A 19,360-nucleotide genomic window follows, 5' to 3' on the forward strand; every position below is an offset into this window, starting at 1 on the left:
CGCTGCACGCTTGGGTCTGGATCAGAGTTTGAAGCGGACCCGGATGGTGCTTTTGCCTTCCAGCCGATCAATCGAAATGGCGCTGTCGCCGTAACCTGAGTAACTCTTGACCAGACGCATGCCCAGTCCGGTGCCGCTGGGTTTGGGAAAGGTCTCCGGGAAGCCGTCACCCTGGTCGGTCACCGTGATCAAGGCATGATCCTCAGCCTTGTGCAGGCTGACCTCGATTTTTCCCTTGCCGTACTTGAGCGCATTGGTGATCAGCTCGGACACCACCATCCCCAGCGGCGCCATTCTTTCTTGCGCCAGCACAAACGACGTAGCCTCCAACGAGATCTTGCGATCACCCAACGCATTGCCCAGATCACCTAACAGCGCTCCCAGATACTCAACCACATCGAGGTCCTGGCTTTCTGTCGCCTGGTACAAGCGCTCGTGCACGCTGGCAATCGTCACTACGCGCCCAGCGGCAGTCTCCAGCTGGAGCTTGACCGCTTCGTCCGCTGTCAGGTTGGCTTGCAACATAAGCAAGGTGTTGACCAGGTGCAGACTGTTCTTGACCCGGTGGTGAATCTCTTCAAGGAAAAGGTCACTTTCGTCGAGCTTGGAGTTCTGCGCGGCGATCAGTGAGAGCAGCTTGGCCTCATGGTGATGGCGCTCGGTAATGTCGCGGGACACCGCGATCAGCTTGCTGATCACGCCGTCCGGGCTGACGATCGGCGCCACGGTGACATCCCACCAACGGGGCTCGTTGCTGGCGGTCGGGCAGAACGCCTCGAAGCGAGCGGATTCGCCGCTGCTGACCTTCTCGATAACGCCCAGCACAAGGTCCTTGGACTCTTCTGGCCACAGCTGCGGCCAAGGCTTGCCTTTGACCTTGGCCAGATCGCCGACTTGCATCAGGCACATGCCGGCGTCATTCATGAACTCGATTTCGCCATCGGTCGACAGTACCTTCACGCAGTCCGGGCTGGCGTTGAGCATGCTCTCCGAATACGGGTCGGGCAGCGCCTCGGCGTTACCTGCGGCCAACCGCTCGACTGCCATCGATAGCACGTTGGCGATGCCTTCGAGAAAGACGATATCGCTCTCGATGAAGTCATCACCGTCGGTGCTGTCGGCTTCGAGTACGCCGAACGGCGTCATCGCACCACGAATCGGCACGTTGATGGCACGCTCGATACCGTACTTCTTCAGCAACTCAGGGGTGCGAAAACGGTGCTCCTGACCAAGATGATTGGACAGCACCGGGCGGTAGGTGGCGATGGCATAACCCGCCGGACTGGCGACGTCACCACCCAGCGTCGCGTGACCGATATCGTCTTCGTCCCAGCCAACCCCGTGCGACAGCAGCAAGTCTTCACTGTCGGGCAGCGGCGTGAGCACCTTGGCAAAGCGCGTCTGCATGCCTTCGGCAACCACCACGCAAGCCTTGGTAAGCAACAGGTCCAGGTCACTCGCCTTGAGCGAGGCGACGCCAAACTCGACCACCAACTCATGCTGGCGATGAAGCCGCGCATGGGACCTCTGCAATGCCGCACGAATGGTCTCGTCGGCAGAAGATTGCTGCATCGTGATGTCTTCCACAGAGTAGTGAATAAGCCTGCCCAGCGCAGTAATCCCGATCGTTTGGGATCAAGTTGGGCGTTGCAGCACGGAAATGGTCGGAGATTTCCGAGAATCTAGCATGAAAGTGCCAGGTCCGGCGGGAAATGTCTGGGGGAGCTGACGGTGCTGCGTGGGCGCCTGCAGCGCGAGAGATGGTGTCCCAGGGCCGGTTCGAACGGCCAACCTTCCCCTTAGGAGGGGGATGCTCTATCCAATTGAGCTACTGGGACCAAGGCCACCGGCGAGCGCCGATGAGCGTGACGGCGAGCATGTTAACCAGCGCCAGACCGTTTGTCATGCCCGATTCGGGCTTTTGCCACGTAAGACTTGTCATAGCGGTCAGGCTTGAAGCAAACCTTCGGCCTGCAGCAAGGCAAACAGGCTGATGACCGATTGCTCCAGCGTCTGCGAGTTGTCCAGCACATGCACGTTGTCGGCGGCGGTCACCTGCAGTTCGGCGCTGCGCTGCAAACGCTGCTCGATGGCTTGCGGGGTCTCTCGGCCGCGCGCCAGCAAACGCTGACGCAGGACGGTCGGGTTTACCTCGAGGCGGATTGCCAGCAGGTCCGGGTAACGTCGCCGCGCTTCGGCCAAGTAAGCCCGCGATCCGTTTACCAAAACGTGCTTGCCAGCCTGCAGCCACTGATCAATCTGCGCCGGAATGCCATATGCCAAAGCATTTGCCTGCCAATACATGGCAAAATGCCCACCTGCGCGCATCTGCTCGAATTGCTCAGGGCTGACACCCTGCGCGGCCTCGCCCAGTGCTTCGGGCGAGCGGGTAATGACGCGGCGAGCAACCATGATGCCGTGCTCGGTCAATTTCGCCCAAGACGCGTCGATTAGGGAATCTTTTCCTGATCCAGAGGGTCCAACGAGGAATATCAACCTACCTACTGTCGATGGACTGCCGCTTGCGTCATATTGCATAGCCACTATGCTCACTGTTAGGGACCGAGCGCATTCTAGGTGTTTTCCCTGCCCTTTTCCGACTGTTACCAGATTTTGACGGCAGAGGTCTGACATTCAGTAGATCCGAAAAACGCTAAACTTTTCAAACCAGTGCTCATTTCTGATAATTGGTACTGGCAAAAAGCCTTTATGCGGATCACTATTTGTCACAGAATTGACGCCAAGGAAACGGCAGATTTTAGGCATGATGAACGCCAAAAATACACGACGGTTGAACATTTTGCCGTCGCGACGGTCAGATTTCCACCGCGCGGCATTTGACAACCGCTTCCCCTGAACCAGTAAACCGGTCAATTTATATGCGCCCATTGAAACAGGCTATTTATTCAAGCCGCACCGCTGACAAGTTTGTCGTTCGTCTGCCAGACGGGATGCGTGAGCGCATTGCCGAGGTAGCCCGCAACCATCACCGCAGCATGAACTCCGAGATCATTGCCCGCCTGGAACAGAGCCTTATCCAGGAAGGTGCACTGGGCGACGAGCTGAGCATGCGCCTGGACAGCCCTGAGCTGAGCCTGCACGAGCGCGAGCTGCTGCAACGCTTCCGCCAGCTCTCCCACCGCCAACAAAACGCTCTGGTAGCCTTGATTGCCCACGATGTGGAAATGGCCGCCGACGCGTCCTGATCAAACCGCCAGAAACAACAAAGCCAGCGCAAGCTGGCTTTGTTGTTTCTGGCTGCCGGCGCTCTTCAATCAAGCGCCGGCAGTGGGCTTACATCAGGAATATCGTGGCCAGGCCAAGGAAGATGAAGAAGCCGCCACTGTCTGTCACTGCCGTGATCATCACACTGGCACCCATCGCCGGGTCACGCCCGAGGCGGACCAGGGTCATCGGGATCAACACTCCCATCAGCGCCGCCAACAGCAGGTTCAGAGTCATTGCTCCGGTCATTACCAGGCCCAGCGACCAGCTGCCGTAAAGCAGATACGCCACTACCCCGATTACACCACCCCAGACCAGGCCGTTGATCAATGACACCGCCAGCTCCTTGCGCATCAATCGCGAGGTGTTGCCCGGGCTGACCTGGTCCAGCGCCATGGCGCGGACGATCATGGTGATGGTCTGGTTGCCCGAGTTGCCGCCGATACCAGCAACGATCGGCATCAATGCCGCCAATGCCACCAGCTTCTCGATCGAGCCTTCGAACAGGCCAATCACGCGAGAGGCGAGGAACGCGGTAATCAGGTTGATCGCCAGCCACGCCCAACGGTTGCGCAGCGAGCGCCAGACCGAGGCGAAAATGTCTTCTTCTTCGCGCAGACCGGCCATGTTGAGGACTTCGCTTTCGCTTTCCTCACGGATCAGGTCGACCATCTCGTCGATGGTTAGACGGCCGATCAGGCGATCGCTCTTGTCGACTACAGGGGCAGATACCAGGTCGTAACGTTCGAACGCCTGCGCGGCGTCGTAGGCGTCGTCGTCAGGGTGGAAACTGACCGGGTCGGTAGCCATGACCTCAGCCACCTGCTTGTCCGGATCATTGACCAGCAGGCGCTTGATCGGCAACACGCCCTTGAGCATGCCATCGGAGTCGACCACAAACAGCTTGTCGGTGTGGCCTGGCAACTCCTTGAGCCGGCGCAGGTAACGCAGTACCACTTCCAGGCTGACGTCTTCGCGGATGGTGACCATCTCGAAGTCCATCAGTGCACCGACCTGATCCTCGTCGTAGCTCAGCGCCGAGCGGACCCGCTCGCGTTGCTGGGCGTCGAGGGTCTCCATCAGCTCGTGGACAACGTCACGCGGCAGCTCGGGAGCCAGGTCAGCGAGTTCGTCGGCGTCCATTTCCTTGGCAGCGGCCAGCAGCTCGTGATCGTCCATGTCGGCGATCAGGGTCTGGCGGACGGCGTCGGATACTTCCAGGAGGATGTCGCCGTCACGATCAGAGCGCACCAACTGCCAGACCGTCAGGCGGTCGTCGAGCGGCAGTGCTTCGAGAATGTAGGCGATGTCGGCAGGGTGCAGGTCATCGAGCTTGCGTTGCAGCTCGACCAGGTTCTGGCGGTGGACGAGGCTCTCCACCAGGCTATTGTGCTGCCCCTCCTGACGGTGGGTCAGGTCTTCAACAACACGCTGACGCTGCAGCAGGTCAATCACCTGGGCCAGGCGATCCTGCAGGCTGTCTTGGCTTTTCTTTACTTCGACTTCGGTCATAGGCGAACTCCACTCCCAGCAGCGGAGCACGCCGGGGAGATCAATCGATCAGATCTATTTTGGCAAATCGGATTAAGGGGTAACTACTGGGTAAGTCCATGGTGGTATTCCACAAGCCCCGGCGGGGCTGACGGGCGCAATCATACACTGCAAGAGCTGTCGGATTGCTTAAATTTTTGGTCAGAACAATCGTTTACGCGATTATCTTGTGACAACGCGCAAAGCCATCAGTGCGACGGTGGGCGCCAGACAAAAAAGCACATAGGCGCAGGACCTGTCGCATGGGCGCCCTACTCGCACAGTCTAGTCCGGCTTACTGACAATTCGGTGAATTGCAGACAACAAAAAGCCCGCTATAAAAGCGGGCTTCTTGATGAAGATGGTGGACTCAGCAGGATTCGAACCTGCGACCGCTCGGTTCGTAGCCGAGTACTCTATCCAGCTGAGCTATGAGTCCAAGTTGGTAGTTTTAGACCAGGTTACCACTGGTTGAAACAAGGTGCCTGTGCAAGCACAACCACCGTGCTATATGGTGGACTCAGCAGGATTCGAACCTGCGACCGCTCGGTTCGTAGCCGAGTACTCTATCCAGCTGAGCTATGAGTCCAAGTTGGTATTTTTAGACCAGATTACCACTGGTTGAACAATCCGGCTCTGCGAGCAAAACCTTCATGTTGTATGGTGGACTCAGCAGGATTCGAACCTGCGACCGCTCGGTTCGTAGCCGAGTACTCTATCCAGCTGAGCTATGAGTCCATGTCTTGCCGCGCATTATAGATCGCTTTACCGATTTGCCAAGTACTTTTTCGTTTAATTTCAACGACTTAGTAATCTTGGCCAGTTGAAGCGCCCTAAGCGAATAATGGCGGTGAAGGGGGGATTCGAACCCCCGATACCCTTATGAGGTATACTCCCTTAGCAGGGGAGCGCCTTCGGCCACTCGGCCACCTCACCGCAACACGGGGCGTACTATAACCAGAGCCCTCCCCGTTTGCAAACCCTTTTTTAAAAAAAATCTGATAAAAATTAAAGGGTTGGTTCTTCGTCCTTCTCTTTCTTGATTCGCAGGTAGATTTCTTCGCGGTGAACCGCGACTTCCTTGGGCGCGCTAACGCCAATTCGTACCTGGTTGCCTTTGACACCCAGGACCGTAACGGTGATCTCACCGTCACCAATGATCAGGCTCTCGGCGCACCGACGAGTCAGAATCAACATAGCTTTCTCCTTACGCAGTTCAATCAGGGACAACAGTCTGAGGTAGCGCGCTGGCTGCGGGACGCACAGTCAGCGTGTGTGGCCGCCAGAGAGGACAGGACAGGGCCCACCCGGCGGCCGGAAACGCGAAGGGCGCGGCAAGCCGCGCCCTCCTCCTGGCTACGCGTTACTCGCCTTGGCGGGCAGGCGCATCCAGCTCGAAGGCGGTGTGCAGGGCGCGCACGGCCAGTTCGAGGTACTTCTCTTCGATGACCACCGAAACCTTGATCTCGGACGTGGAGATCATCTGGATGTTGATGGTCTCCTTGGCCAGCGCTTCGAACATGCGGCTGGCAACGCCGGCGTGCGAGCGCATGCCGACGCCGACGATCGATACCTTGGCAATCTTGGTATCGCCGATCACTTCACGGGCGCCGATCTCGCGCGCAGTGTTTTCCAACACCTTGTGCGCCGCTTCGTACTCGTTGCGGTGCACAGTGAAGGTGAAATCGGTGGTGTTATCGTGGGCAACGTTCTGCACGATCATGTCGACTTCGATGTTCGAAGCGCTGATCGGGCCGAGGATCTTGAAGGCAACGCCTGGGGTATCCGGCACGCCACGAATGGTCAGCTTGGCTTCATCACGGTTGAAGGCGATACCGGAAATGATCGGCTGTTCCATGGATTCCTCTTCATCAATGGTAATGAGGGTACCTGGACCCTCCTTGAAACTGTGCAGCACGCGCAACGGAACGTTGTACTTGCCAGCGAATTCGACAGAGCGGATCTGCAGCACCTTGGAACCGAGGCTGGCCATTTCCAGCATCTCTTCGAAGGTGATCTTCTCCAGACGGCGCGCTTGCGGTACCACCCGCGGGTCGGTGGTGTAGACACCATCGACGTCGGTGTAGATCTGGCACTCGTCAGCCTTCAGCGCGGCCGCCAGGGCCACACCAGTGGTGTCCGAACCGCCACGACCGAGGGTGGTGATGCTGCCGTTCTCGTCGACGCCCTGGAAGCCCGCCACGACAACCACACGGCCAGCCTTGAGGTCGGCACGAATCTTCTGGTCGTCGATCTGCAGGATGCGCGCCTTGTTATGCGCGCTGTCGGTGAGAATGCGCACCTGGTTGCCGGTGTAGGACACCGCCGGCACGCCACGCTTGATCAAGGCCATGGCCAGCAGGGCAATGGTCACCTGCTCGCCAGTCGACACGATCACGTCCAGCTCACGCGGAACCGGCTTGTCGCTAATCTGCTTGGCCAGGTCCAGCAAGCGGTTGGTCTCCCCGCTCATGGCCGACAGGACCACGACCAGGTCATCGCCTGCCTCGCGGAATTTCTTGACCTTGTCGGCAACCTGCTCGATCCGCTCGATGGATCCGACAGAGGTGCCGCCAAATTTCTGTACGATCAACGCCATTTCAAAGCTGCCTCTGCCCGTGATGGGCACCCAATAAACAATCCAACCTGAAACGGCCCGCTATCACTAGCGGGCCGTTTCATCTCAAAGCCGCTGTTCGGCGAACGGCACAGCCAGGGCCAGGGCACTGTCCAGTGCAGCGACGTCGACGCCGCCACCCTGGGCCATGTCCGGACGACCACCGCCTTTACCGCCAACCGCCGCAGCGGCCTGCTTCATCAGATCGCCGGCCTTGAGTTGGCCGGAGAGGTCTTTGGTCACGCCAGCCACCAGCACGACCTTGCCCTCATGCTCACTGCCCAGCAGGATCACTGCGTGGCCGAGCTTGTTCTTCAGTTGATCGACCAGCGCCAGCAGAGCCTTGCCATCCTGCCCGTCAAGGCGAGCGGCGAGAATCTTGGCGCCTTTGACCTCAACGGCTGCGTTGGAGAGATCATCTCCGGCAGCGCTGGCGGCCTTGGCCTGCAGCTGTTCAAGCTGTTTTTCCAGCTGACGGTTGCGCTCGAGCACCGCCGCCAGCTTGTCGATCAGGTTGTCACGGTTACCCTTGACCAATTGCGCAGCTTCCTTGACCTGCTCTTCAGCAGCGTTCAGGTAAGCCAGTGCCGCAGCCCCGGTGATCGCTTCGATACGGCGCACGCCAGAAGCCACGCCGCCTTCGCTGATGATCTTGAACAGGCTGATGTCGCCGGTGCGCTTGGCATGGATACCACCGCACAGCTCCACCGAAAAATCACCGCCCATGCTCAACACGCGCACGCTGTCGCCGTATTTTTCGCCGAACAACGCCATTGCACCTTTGCGCTTGGCGGTTTCGATGTCGGTCTCTTCGGTTTGCACCTCGGAGTTCTTGCGCACTTCGCGGTTGACGATGTCTTCCAGCGCCTTGAGCTGCTCTGGCTTGACCGCCTCGAAGTGGCTGAAGTCAAAGCGCAGGCGCTGGCTGTCGACCAGCGAGCCTTTCTGCTGGACGTGATCGCCGAGCACCTGGCGCAGCGCCGCGTGCAGCAGGTGAGTCGCGGAGTGGTTCAGCGAGGTGGCGTGCTGCACTTCGGCATCCACCTGCGCTTCAACTTCGGCGCCTACGCGCAGCGCGCCAGTGGCGACTACACCGTGGTGCAGGAAAGCACCGGCAGTCTTGGTGGTATCACGCACATCAAAGCGCACGTCGGCGGCCTGCAGGTAGCCGGCATCGCCAATCTGGCCGCCGGACTCGGCGTAGAACGGCGTGCGATCAAGCACCACCACGCCTTCGTCGCCTTCATGCAGCTGCTCGACGGCTTGGCCGTCCTTGTACAGCGCGACGACCTTGGCCTGGGCCGTGGTTGCCTGGTAGCCGAGGAACTCGGTGGCAACATCGACCTTGACCAGGCTGTTGTAGTCCATGCCGAAGGCGCTGGCGGAGCGGGCGCGCTCGCGCTGGGCTTCCATCTCGCGCTCGAAACCGGCTTCGTCGATGGTCAGCTCGCGCTCACGGGCGATGTCGGCGGTCAGGTCCATCGGGAAGCCATAGGTGTCATACAGCTTGAACACCACGTCACCCGGGACGGTAGTGCCCTGCAGCTGGGCCAGGTCCTGCTCGAGGATGCGCAGGCCCTGCTCGAGGGTCTTGGCGAACTGCTCTTCTTCGCTCTTGAGGACGCGCTCGATGTGCGCCTGCTGGCTGCTCAGTTCAGGGAAGGCCTGGCCCATCTCGGCGACCAGCGCAGCGACGATCTGGTAGAAGAAGCTGCCCTTGGCACCGAGTTTGTTGCCGTGACGGCAAGCGCGGCGAATGATCCGGCGCAGCACGTAGCCGCGGCCTTCGTTGGACGGCAGCACGCCATCGGCGATGAGGAAGCCGCACGAACGAATATGGTCGGCGACGACTTTCAGCGAAGGCTGGCCGTCGTTGCTGCAACCGATGGCCTGGGCTGCGGCTACCAGCAGGTTCTGGAACAGGTCGATCTCGTAGTTCGAGTGCACATGCTGCATCACCGCACTGATCCGCTCCAGGCCCATGCCGGTATCCACCGACGGCGCTGGCAGCGGGTGGAGGACGCCATCGGCGGTGCGGTTGAACTGCATGAAGACGTTGTTCCAGATCTCGATGTAGCGGTCGCCGTCTTCTTCTGGCGAGCCGGGTGGGCCACCCCAGATATCGGCGCCGTGGTCAAAGAAGATCTCGGTGCACGGGCCGCATGGGCCGGTGTCGCCCATGGTCCAGAAGTTGTCCGAAGCGTAAGGCGCGCCTTTGTTGTCGCCAATGCGCACCATGCGCTCGGCCGGCACGCCGATTTCCTTGGTCCAGATGTCGTAGGCTTCGTCATCGCTGGCGTAGACCGTGACCCAGAGTTTTTCCTGGGGCAGGTTCAGCCACTGCGGCGAAGTCAGGAAGGTCCAGGCATAGGTGATCGCGTCACGCTTGAAGTAGTCGCCGAAGCTGAAGTTGCCCAGCATTTCGAAGAAGGTGTGGTGACGCGCGGTGTAACCGACGTTTTCCAGGTCGTTGTGCTTGCCGCCGGCGCGGACGCACTTCTGGCTGCTGGCGGCGCGGGTGTAGGCGCGCTTTTCCTGGCCGAGGAAGCAGTCCTTGAACTGGTTCATGCCGGCATTGGTGAACAGCAGGGTCGGGTCGTTGCCCGGGATCAGGGAGCTGGAGGCAACACGGGTGTGGCCCTGCTCCTCGAAGAAGCGAAGGAAGGCTTCACGGATTTCTGCGCTTTTCATAGGTTCTTCCACGGAAACGGCGGCCGTTAAGGCAAACACGTCGAAACGACGGCAAAGGGCCGCATTATATCGGTCCTGCAAGCTGGATGCAGTGTGTTTATGCGCCCTGAAAGGTCGTTTGCGGGCAATTTCAGGTCAGCACGGCTAAAAACTTGAAGGGGATGCTAAGGCGAGGGTTTGGCCGCTGGCAAGCCAATTACCGCTGGGGCAGGGAAAATCAGCCAGGATGCGCCGCTCGAGGCTGGCCACGCAGCGCGCAGCCAGCGACAAATGGTACGGATCAGCTCAGGCGCTGGCCCGAATCGGGCACGATCAGAATGCCCGCACGCAGGCCGTTGCGCACCTTGGGGTTGGGGAAAATGATCCGCGCGCCCTCCTCCTCGACGATCCAGCGAGTTTCAGCCAGATCTTCGGCCAGCAGGTAGCCCTTGCTCAGTTCGGAGAAATTTTCGATGTCATCCGGCAGGTGCAGGTGGAAGTGGTCGCTGTGCTTGATGATTTCGCGGGCCACGCTGAACAGTTGCAGGCCGTCGAAACTGTCGTCGACCGCCGGCTCCTTGCCTTCGATGATCTGCACCAGGCGCTTGTGCAAACGGTCAAGGTTGACCTCTTCGTTCTGCCCGAACGGGCGCGCCTTGCCCAGTTCCAAGGTAAACGCCTCGGCTTCGAGCTGTTCGTAGGTGAAGGCACTGAAGGTGATCGAGGTCTTGCTCTGCAGCAACACCGCCTGCATCCCGGCCTGGCTCAGGCGCGCCAACTCGCGGCGCGAATGCTGGCGGCCGTCCTTGTACGGGTACAGGGCAAACTGCTCGATCTTCGAGGCGCGGATCGCGGTGTGCAGGTCGTAGTGCAGTCGATTGCGCCCAGCCACGCTGAAGAACGTGCGGGCGTACTGCTCCAGCTCGGCAGCACGCAGCGCTTCGAAACCGCTCGACGATTCGTGCCGACCGTTGAACAAGCGGTTCAGGTCCTGCTCAAGGTAACGCTGGCCTGCACGCATCGCCATTGGGCTGCCAAACAGGAACAGGACCCGCGCCTGCGGCACGATCTCGCCCCTGGCGATGCCCTGCAGCAATTGATCGAGTAACTCGATCGGCGCGGTCTCGTTACCGTGAATACCCGCCGACAGCAGCAGGTGCAAGGTGCCGTCGTCCACCTTCGGCGGCGTCACTTCCAGCGCGCCCTCCCCCAGCCAACGCAGGCGCAGACCTGCTGATGTCGATTGAGTCTTCTCGCCCGGCTCACGGCCGCCAAGCGTCAGGTCAAGCAGTTTGCCGAGGGCGAGCATAGGCACATCCTTAGTGGTGGTGACCGCAATCCGGGCCGTGCACGTGGCCATCCTCATCGTCGTCGCCCAGCTCAGCCGGCTCCATCTCCAGCTGCAGGCTGACCAGGTTGGTGGCCATCGGGCGCAGCAGCAGGTTGGCGAACTCGGCATCGCCTTCAGCGACATCCACACCGATCAGCAGCTGGCCGCGGCCGTCCTGCTGAATCCAGACTTCCTTACCCTGCCAGAGCACGGCAAAGCGCGTGCAGGAGGTTTCCAGTTGGGTGCCATCATCGTCTTCCAGGATCAGGCGCAGGGCGTCAGACATTACGTAATTCTCTCTTCAGGGTTGGCGTTGGAACGGATAGACCGAGCCCAGCTTGAGCAGTTGGGTCAGGTCATCCAGGGCCGTACGGCATTCGGTGAGCAGTTGCGGGTCGGCCAGGTCGCTGTCGCTCATGCGATCGCGATAGTGCCGATCGACCCACTGGATCAAGCTGTCGTACAGCGGCGCCGACATGATAACCCCTGGATTGACCGCCGCCAGCTCGGATTCTTTCAAGGCCACGCGCAGACGCAGGCACGCCGGGCCGCCGCCGTTCTGCATGCTCTGCTTGAGATCGAACACCTTGACCTCCTTGACCGGGCCACCCTGGCTGGTCAACTGGCTCAGGTAGTCCCAGACGCGCGGGTTGTTGCGGCACTCTTCCGGCACCACCAGCAGCATCGAGCCGTCTTCGCGTGACAGCAGTTGGCTGTTGAACAGGTAGGAACGCACCGCGTCCTCCACTGCCACCGCCGCCCGTGGCACGCAGATGCCCTGGAACTTGCCACCCTTGCCGGCCAGTTTAGCCTGCAGCTGGGCAAGCACCGCATCAGTCTCGAGGAAGGCATCCTCGTGGTAGAACAGCACTTCGCCGTTACCTACCGAAATCACGTCGTTATGGAACACGCCCTGGTCGATCACCGCTGGATTCTGTTGAGCGTAGACCACCCCATCAGCACTGAGGCCGTGCAAGCGAGCGACGGCCTGCGAAGCTTCCAGGGTCTGGCGTGCCGGGTACTTCTGCGGCGCCGGGTAGCGGCTGTCGAAGGCACTGCGGCCGTAGACAAAAAACTCTACGCCGGGCTCGCCATAGCTGCGACAGAAGCGCGTGTGGTTGGCCGCGCCTTCGTCACCAAACTGGGCCACCGCCGGCAGCGCCTGGTGGTGGGCGAATACCTGCTCATCGGCGAACATCGCCGCCAGCACGCGGCTGGTGGTCGGATGCTCGATGCTGCGGTGGTACTTGCAGTTGAGGTTGGCGGCAGTGAAATGCACGCGGCCATCGGCAGTGTCGGCGCTCGGGCTGACCGTTGCCGCGTTGGCCACCCACATGCTCGAAGCCGAGCAACTGGCAACCAGCAAGGGCATGGCCTCCTGGGCGGCGCGACGGATCACCTCGGCGTCACTGCCGCTGAAGCCGAGCCGGCGCAGGGCAGCAACGTCCGGGCGCTCCTGCGGGGCGAGTACGCCCTGCTTGAAGCCCATGTCGCTCAGCGCCTTCATCTTGGCCAGGCCCTGACGCGCCGCTTCGCGCGGGTTGGAGCACTGCTGGCTGTTGCTCTGCGAGGCCACGTTGCCGTACGACAGGCCGCCGTAATTGTGGGTCGGCCCTACCAGGCCATCAAAATTCACTTCATAGGATTTCATCGGCAAGGCTCCGAGACCATTTGTTATAGGGTGACGCCCGGCGTCAATGTCGCCGGCAAGGCGAGGCTGGCGGTCTCCAGCGATGCCACGGGGTAAGCGCAGTAGTCGGCCGCGTAGTAAGCGCTGGCGCGGTGGTTGCCGCTGGCGCCGACGCCACCGAATGGCGCACTGCTGGCGGCCCCGGTGAGCTGTTTGTTCCAGTTGACGATACCGGCGCGGCTACGCAGCCAGAAGTGCTGGTAGCGCGCATGCGAGTCAGACAACAAACCGGCGGCCAGGCCGTATTGGGTGGCGTTGGCCTGGTCGATCGCGCTGTCGAAGTCGGCGTAGCGAATGACCTGCAGCAATGGCCCGAAGAACTCTTCATCAGGGCGCTCTGCAACGCCTGTGACATCGATGATGCCAGGCGTCAGCAGCGCCGCACCTGCTTGCGGCTGAGTCATCGCCAGCAGCGCCAGCGCACCCTTGCCGATCAGCGCTTGCTGAGCATCAAGCAGGGCCTGGGCCGCCGCCAGGGAAATCACCGAACCCATGAACGGCGCGGGTTGCAGGTCATAGGCGCCAACCGTGATGCTGCGGCAGACCTCGACCAGCCGCGCCAGCAGGCTGTCACCCCAGGCGCCCTCGGGCACCAGCAAGCGACGCGCGCAGGTGCAGCGTTGACCGGCAGAAATGAACGCCGACTGAATGATGGTATAGACGGCCGCGTCGAGATCCTTGACCTGATCGACCACCAACGGATTGTTGCCACCCATTTCCAGCGCCAGAATCTTTTCCGGGCGCCCGGCAAATTGCTGGTGCAGCAGGTTGCCGGTGCGGCTGGAGCCGGTGAAGAACAAACCGTCGATACCAGCATCGGCAGCCAGCGCCACGCCAGTCTCACGGGCGCCCTGAACCAGATTGAGCACACCCGCAGGCAAACCCGCCGCGATCCAGCATTTGACCGTAAGCTCGGCCACTTTCGGGGTCAGCTCACTTGGCTTGAACACCACGCAGTTACCGGCCAGCAGCGCCGGCACAATATGCCCGTTGGGCAAATGGCCAGGGAAGTTGTACGGGCCGAACACCGCTACCACGCCATGGGGCTTGTGCCGCAGCACGGCAGTCGCATCGCCAAGCGGGCCGCTTTTTTCACCAGTGCGTTCACGATAGCTCTGCACCGAGATCGCCACCTTGTTGACCATGCTGGTGACTTCGGTTGCCGACTCCCACAACGGTTTACCGGTTTCTTCACCGATGCAGCGGGCCAGGTCGTCAGCATGGGTCTTGAGCTGCTCGGCGAAGGCTTCCAGCACCGCGATGCGTGCTTCCAGACTGAGCAGGGCCCAGGCAGGGAACGCCTCGCGAGCCGCACTTACTGCGGCGGCAACCTGGCCAGCAGCAGCGCCCTGCCCCGCCCAGACGAGCGCCTGGGTGACTGGGTTCAGCGACTGCAGCGCCTCACCCTGGCCAGCCTGCCATTGCCCTGCGATGTAATGGGTCGTCATCACTGCGCCTCCCGACTGGCGGACAAGGTGACTGCGCGCACGTGGTCACCCACGCCCAGGCGCAGGCGTTTCGCCGTCAGCGCGTCGACCACCAGCGTGCCGGCCGCCAGCCGCGCTGGCGCTGCGGTGATGCGGCAGTCTTCGCGTTTGCGGTTGTGGATCAGGTACGGCGTGGCGTCATCGCCTGGAGTGCCTACTGCCAGCACCAGATTCTGGCTTTCGCGCACGGCACGGATCTTCGCCGTGTCGCATTCGATTGCCGGGCCTGCATCGAAGATGTCGACGTAGCCCTGGTAGTTGAAACCTTCGCGCTCGAGCATGGCCAGCGCCGGCTCGGTGTCGGTGTGTACCCGGCCGACCACACTGCGTGCAGCCTCGGAAAGGAAGCACGTGTACAGCGGGAACTTGGGCATCAATTCGGCGATGAAGGCCTTGTTGCCCACGCCGGTCAGATAGTCAGCCTGGCTGAACTCCATCTTGAAGAAGTGCCGGCCCAGCGACTCCCAGAACGGCGAGCGGCCTGCGGCGTCGGAGATCCCGCGCATCTCGGCGATGACCTTCTTGCCGAACAGCTCAGGGAACTCGGCGATGAACAGCATGCGCGCCTTCGACAGCAGGCGGCCGTTGAGGCCGTTGCGGTGATCACTGCGCAGGAACAACGAACACAGCTCGGAGTTGCCAGTGAGGTCGTTGGCCAGGAACAGGGTCGGGATCTCGCGGTAGATATTCAGCTCCTGCGAAGCGCTGACGGTCAGGCCGACCCGGTAGTTGTACCAGGGTTCACGCAGGCCGACGGCACCGGCGATGGCGCTGATGCCGACCACCAGGCCTTCGTCGTTTTCAAGCACGAACAGGTAATCGGTGTCGGCCCGCCCGGCCTCACCGGTGAAGCTCTTTTCAGCCCAGCGCACGCGCTGAGCCAGCCGCTCTTCGTTGGCCGGCAGGGTAGTCAGGCCAGTGGTACCGGCGCTGCGCGCCATTTCGATGAGCGCGGGTAAATCGCTGCTGCGTACAGGACGAACGATCATGCTATCTCCTTGAGCGGCGGTCTGTGCCGGCCGCAAGACGGGTGCGGGTCGCGAGCGCTGGCGCTATGGCCAGGCCGCTCAAACAGCGACCAGGCGCACGCTGGCACCTTCACCGACGCCCAGGGCATCGGCCGCTTCACTACTCAGGCTGACCGGCTTGCCCGGCACCCAGTCCAGCTCCAGCAACACGGCGCGGTAGTCCTGCAACTGGCCATTGCAGACCAGGTACGAGCGGCCACCCTTGACTGTGGCCTCGTCGAGCTTGACCGGGACTACTCGGCTCTGGCTGATCGAGCGGATCCCCGAGGCACGTGCGTGCAGGGTCGGGCCACCGTCGAAGATGTCGATGTAATGCTCGGTCTCGAAGCCTTCACGCATGAGGATGTCGAAGGTGATCTGCGCCCGCGGATGCACCTGACCCATCGCCTCCTGAGCGTGGTCCGGCAGCAGCGGTACATAGATCGGATAATGCGGCATCAGCTCGGCGAGGAAGGTCCGGCTCTTCAGCCCGCACAGGCGCTCGGCGTCGGAATAGTTCAGGTCGAAGAAGTTACGCCCTATCGAATCCCAGAACGGCGACTCGCCCTGCTCGTCGCTGTAGCCGACGATCTCGGTAACCACCGAGTCGGCAAAGCGCTCCGGGTGGGCGGCCATGAACAGCAGGCGGCCGCGCGAATTGAGCTCGGCAAAGCCGCTGGCCACCAGCTCCGGCAGCACGTAGAAGCTGGTCAGCAGGCTGTTGCCGGTGAGGTCGTGGCACAGCGACAGGACGTGGATCTTGTTGTGGATCTTCAGCTCGCGCGAAGCATGCACAAAGGTCTCGTTACGAAAGCTGTAGAACGGCTCCGAGTAGCCCGCCGAGGCGACGATGGCCGAGCAGCCGGCCAGCTTGCCGGTGCTGGTGTCTTCGAGCACAAAGAAGTAGCTCTCTTCGCCATTGAAGCTGACCTCGGCGGCAAACGAGGTTTCCGACGCGGCAATCTTGTCGCCCAGACGCGCAGCGTCATCAGGCAGCGAAGTGACACCAACCGGGCTGTCCGCAGCCATGCGCTGCACTTCATTCAGGTCAGCCATTTGCGCGGGGCGCATTACCAGCATGGTGTCACTCCTTTCGGGAATACGGGCCGCACAGCGTGGTGCGGCAAAACGGCGGGTGCCCGCCTGAGACAAGGCACCCGCGCTGGAATTCTGCTGTCGCCGCTGGCACTGCTGACAGCGGCGACAGAATCGCTGTATGTCAGCCTTGCAGCAGCTTGGCTACCGCGCGTTCGAAGCGGTCCAGGCCTTCGTCGATATCGGCATCCTCGATGACCAGGCTCGGTGCAAAACGCACTACATCCGGGCCAGCCTGCAACACCATAAGGCCTTCTTTCTCGGCGGCGTTGAGCACGTCCTTGGCCTTGCCTTTCCAGGCATCGGTCAACACGCAGCCGATCAGCAGGCCGACACCGCGGACGAGGCTGAACAGCTCGATCTTCTCCAGGCGTGCCTTGAAGCGCTCGTGCTTGGCAGTGACAGCGGCCAGGGTCTGCGGGGTGTTGATCACATCCAGTACTGCACAGGCCACGGCGCAGCCCAGCGGGTTGCCGCCGTAGGTAGTGCCATGAGTACCGGCGACCAGATGCTTGGCAATGTCGTCGGTGGTCAGCATGGCGCCGATCGGGAAGCCGCCGCCCAGGCTCTTGGCGCTGGAGAGGATGTCCGGGATCACGCCGTAATGCTGGTAGGCATACAGGTGGCCGGTACGGCCGACCCCGGTCTGCACTTCGTCGAAGATCAGCAGCGCGTTGTGCTCGTCACACAGCTTGCGCGCACCTTCCAGGTAAGCCAGGTCAGCCGGCACTACGCCGCTCTCACCCTGGATCGGCTCGATCACCACCGCGCAGGTCTTGTCGGAGATCTGTGCCTTGAGCGCTTCAAGGTCGTTGTACGGCACATGGCTGATGCCAGTGATCTTCGGGCCGAAGCCGTCGGAGTACTTCGGCTGGCCGCCGACGCTGACGGTAAACAGGGTGCGACCGTGGAAGCTGTTCACGGTGGAGATGATTTCGTGCTTGTCCGGGCCGAAGCGATCATGGGCAACCCGACGGGCCAGCTTGAACGCAGCCTCGTTGGCCTCGGCGCCGGAGTTGCAGAAAAACGCCTTGTCGGCAAAGGTCGCGTCGACCAGCTTGTGCGCCAGACGCAACGCCGGCTCGTTGGTGAAAACATTGGATACATGCCAGAGGGTATTGGCCTGCTCGGTCAGTGCCTTGACCAGCGCTGGATGGCAATGACCCAGGGCGTTTACCGCGATGCCGCCGGCAAAGTCGATCAGTTCGCGGCCCGCCTGGTCCCAGACTCGAGAGCCCTCGCCTCGCACCGGAATGAACGCCGCCGGGGCGTAGTTGGGAACCATGACCTGGTCGAAATCGGCACGTTGCACCGGGGCTTGCTCAACGGACATCTGAGTCTCCTGAAGAGAAACGCTGGCCTGGGATTGGCGAGCGATGGGGGGATTGTAAGGACTGATCAGCGCCTGTCCTTGCGGCCAAGCGACAACTTGTTACAGCGCTAAACCGTGTTTCACAGAGGTTTTCGGCAATGCGACAAACACTGTCGCAATCGCGCAGTGTAAAGGAGCGAGGAACTGTCGGGGAGAGGTGGCGGGTAATTGAGAGAACAGTTGTTCACATGATAGTTGGGGCCGTTGCACGACCCTTCGCGGGCAAGCCCGCTCCCACAGGCTTGACCGCTACCCAATGTGGGAGCGGGCTTGCCCGCGAAGGGCCATGCAACGGCCCATCATCCTACTTGTCGACTGAAGTCGCTGAACTCAACTCGAACGGGCTGTTGTTGCGCCGCTGGTTGCGGTCTTCCCGCGGCGTCGCGCCGAAGAAGTTGCGGTAGGCGCTGGAAAAATGCGGCCCTGACGAGAACCCGCACGACAGCCCGATCTGGATGATCGACTTGCTGGTCTGCATCAACATCTGCCGCGCCTTGTTCAAGCGCAGTTCAAGGTAATACTGGCTCGGCACGCGATTGAGGTACTGCTTGAAGATCCGCTCCAGCTGGCGCCGCGAGACGCACACATGCTGGGCGATCTCATCGGTGGTCAGCGGCTCTTCGATGTTGGCTTCCATCAACAGCACGGCCTGGGTCAGTTTGGGATGGCTCGAGCCGAGGCGGTTCTGCAGCGGAATACGCTGCCGCTCGCCACCCTCGCGGATGCGCTCGACCACCAGCTCCTCGGACACCGCACCGGCAAGCTCGGCGCCATGGTCACGGGCCAGCACGGCCAGCAGCAGGTCGACCACGGCCATGCCACCACAGGCGGTCAGGCGATCACGGTCCCAGTCGAACAGATGGCTGGTGGCAATCACCTTGGGGAAGCGTTCGGCAAAATCGTCCTGCCAGCGCCAATGCACCGCCGCGCGATAACCATCGAGCAGGCCGAGCTGCGCCAGGGGATAGACGCCCGCCGACAGCCCGGCAATGACGCAACCGCTGCGAGCCAGCTGCTTGAGCCCGGACGACAGCGCGGCCGTGACCGCCTGCGGCGGCTCGTCAGCCAGCACGAAGAGCTTCTGGAAACCTTCGAGCCGACCATTCCAGGCCTCGCCCGGCAACTGCCAGCCCTGCTGCTCGCCAGGCTCAGCCTGGAGAAACACCAGATCGTAGATAACTTCCGGATGTACCCGCTGAGCCACCAGCAGTGCTTCTTCGGCCAGGGCCAAGGTCAGCGGCCGGGTGTTGGGCCAGATGAGAAAGCCGATACGCTGGGTGGTCATAGGGCGTGGTCCGAAACCTGAGAAGAGGTGGCGTCAGTTGCGCCGGGGATGG

At 61.5% G+C, this 19,360-nt stretch carries 15 protein-coding genes and 5 tRNA genes; 1 reads left to right on the plus strand and 19 read right to left on the minus strand.

Going from position 1 to position 19,360, the window contains the following annotated elements; translation table 11 throughout:
- Positions 1 to 21: 21 nt before the first annotated feature.
- From AC58X1_RS21585 to phnN, 3 genes are all read right to left on the minus strand, one after another.
- Complete coding sequence (locus AC58X1_RS21585) at positions 22 to 1,572, minus strand: sensor histidine kinase (RefSeq protein WP_150572184.1); 1,551 nt, start codon at positions 1,570 to 1,572, stop codon at positions 22 to 24.
- Positions 1,573 to 1,761: 189 nt separating this feature from the next.
- Positions 1,762 to 1,838, minus strand: a tRNA-Arg gene (locus tag AC58X1_RS21590).
- Between the two features lie 109 nt (positions 1,839 to 1,947).
- The gene (gene phnN, locus AC58X1_RS21595; protein WP_497429439.1) at positions 1,948 to 2,538 is read right to left on the minus strand and encodes a phosphonate metabolism protein/1,5-bisphosphokinase (PRPP-forming) PhnN; all 591 of its coding nucleotides are present in this window, start codon (positions 2,536 to 2,538) and stop codon (positions 1,948 to 1,950) included.
- 341 nt (positions 2,539 to 2,879) lie between these two features.
- Here phnN and AC58X1_RS21600 point away from each other — a divergent pair, with 341 nt between their 5' ends.
- Positions 2,880 to 3,206, plus strand: coding sequence for an Arc family DNA-binding protein (locus tag AC58X1_RS21600; RefSeq protein WP_033699552.1), 327 nt, complete (start codon positions 2,880 to 2,882; stop codon positions 3,204 to 3,206).
- 88 nt (positions 3,207 to 3,294) lie between these two features.
- Here AC58X1_RS21600 and mgtE read toward each other — a convergent pair whose 3' ends face one another.
- From mgtE to argR, 16 genes are all read right to left on the minus strand, one after another.
- A complete protein-coding gene (gene mgtE / locus AC58X1_RS21605; RefSeq protein ID WP_101317732.1) occupies positions 3,295 to 4,737 on the minus strand; it encodes a magnesium transporter in 1,443 nt (480 codons plus the stop codon).
- A gap of 380 nt (positions 4,738 to 5,117) precedes the next feature.
- Positions 5,118 to 5,194, minus strand: a tRNA-Arg gene (locus tag AC58X1_RS21610).
- A gap of 73 nt (positions 5,195 to 5,267) precedes the next feature.
- A tRNA-Arg gene (locus AC58X1_RS21615) sits at positions 5,268 to 5,344 on the minus strand.
- A gap of 72 nt (positions 5,345 to 5,416) precedes the next feature.
- Positions 5,417 to 5,493 (minus strand) — tRNA-Arg (locus AC58X1_RS21620).
- A gap of 107 nt (positions 5,494 to 5,600) precedes the next feature.
- Positions 5,601 to 5,691 (minus strand) — tRNA-Ser (locus tag AC58X1_RS21625).
- Between the two features lie 72 nt (positions 5,692 to 5,763).
- Positions 5,764 to 5,952 carry a carbon storage regulator CsrA gene (csrA, locus tag AC58X1_RS21630; protein WP_043209419.1) on the minus strand — a complete coding sequence of 63 codons (189 nt, stop codon included), beginning with the start codon at positions 5,950 to 5,952 and terminating at the stop codon, positions 5,764 to 5,766.
- 166 nt (positions 5,953 to 6,118) lie between these two features.
- Positions 6,119 to 7,354, minus strand: coding sequence for an aspartate kinase (locus AC58X1_RS21635; RefSeq protein WP_101317730.1), 1,236 nt, complete (start codon positions 7,352 to 7,354; stop codon positions 6,119 to 6,121).
- Between the two features lie 84 nt (positions 7,355 to 7,438).
- Positions 7,439 to 10,063, minus strand: a complete 2,625-nt coding sequence (alaS, locus tag AC58X1_RS21640) for an alanine--tRNA ligase (protein WP_447735120.1) — start codon at positions 10,061 to 10,063, stop codon at positions 7,439 to 7,441.
- 280 nt (positions 10,064 to 10,343) lie between these two features.
- Complete coding sequence (gene astE / locus AC58X1_RS21645; RefSeq protein ID WP_447735123.1) at positions 10,344 to 11,351, minus strand: succinylglutamate desuccinylase; 1,008 nt, start codon at positions 11,349 to 11,351, stop codon at positions 10,344 to 10,346.
- 10 nt (positions 11,352 to 11,361) lie between these two features.
- On the minus strand, positions 11,362 to 11,658 hold the full coding sequence (locus AC58X1_RS21650; protein ID WP_101317724.1) for a topoisomerase II: 297 nt from the start codon (positions 11,656 to 11,658) through the stop codon (positions 11,362 to 11,364).
- A gap of 15 nt (positions 11,659 to 11,673) precedes the next feature.
- On the minus strand, positions 11,674 to 13,023 hold the full coding sequence (gene astB, locus AC58X1_RS21655) for an N-succinylarginine dihydrolase (protein ID WP_101317722.1): 1,350 nt from the start codon (positions 13,021 to 13,023) through the stop codon (positions 11,674 to 11,676).
- Positions 13,024 to 13,046: 23 nt separating this feature from the next.
- Entirely contained in the window at positions 13,047 to 14,513 is a 1,467-nt protein-coding gene (astD, locus tag AC58X1_RS21660) for a succinylglutamate-semialdehyde dehydrogenase (RefSeq protein ID WP_188035604.1), read from the minus strand.
- Positions 14,510 to 15,538, minus strand: a complete 1,029-nt coding sequence (gene astA / locus AC58X1_RS21665; protein WP_101317718.1) for an arginine N-succinyltransferase — start codon at positions 15,536 to 15,538, stop codon at positions 14,510 to 14,512. Before astA ends, astD begins: the two co-directional genes overlap by 4 nt.
- Positions 15,539 to 15,616: 78 nt before the next feature.
- Complete coding sequence (gene aruF / locus AC58X1_RS21670) at positions 15,617 to 16,636, minus strand: arginine/ornithine succinyltransferase subunit alpha (protein WP_150569802.1); 1,020 nt, start codon at positions 16,634 to 16,636, stop codon at positions 15,617 to 15,619.
- Between the two features lie 139 nt (positions 16,637 to 16,775).
- Positions 16,776 to 17,984: an aspartate aminotransferase family protein gene (locus tag AC58X1_RS21675; RefSeq protein ID WP_181088168.1), complete on the minus strand. Its 1,209-nt coding sequence runs from the start codon at positions 17,982 to 17,984 to the stop codon at positions 16,776 to 16,778.
- A gap of 343 nt (positions 17,985 to 18,327) precedes the next feature.
- Positions 18,328 to 19,308 carry a transcriptional regulator ArgR gene (argR, locus tag AC58X1_RS21680; protein ID WP_101317712.1) on the minus strand — a complete coding sequence of 327 codons (981 nt, stop codon included), beginning with the start codon at positions 19,306 to 19,308 and terminating at the stop codon, positions 18,328 to 18,330.
- Between the last annotated feature and the right edge of the window lie 52 nt (positions 19,309 to 19,360).

This window comes from Pseudomonas sp. PGPR N4 (genome assembly GCF_059693665.1).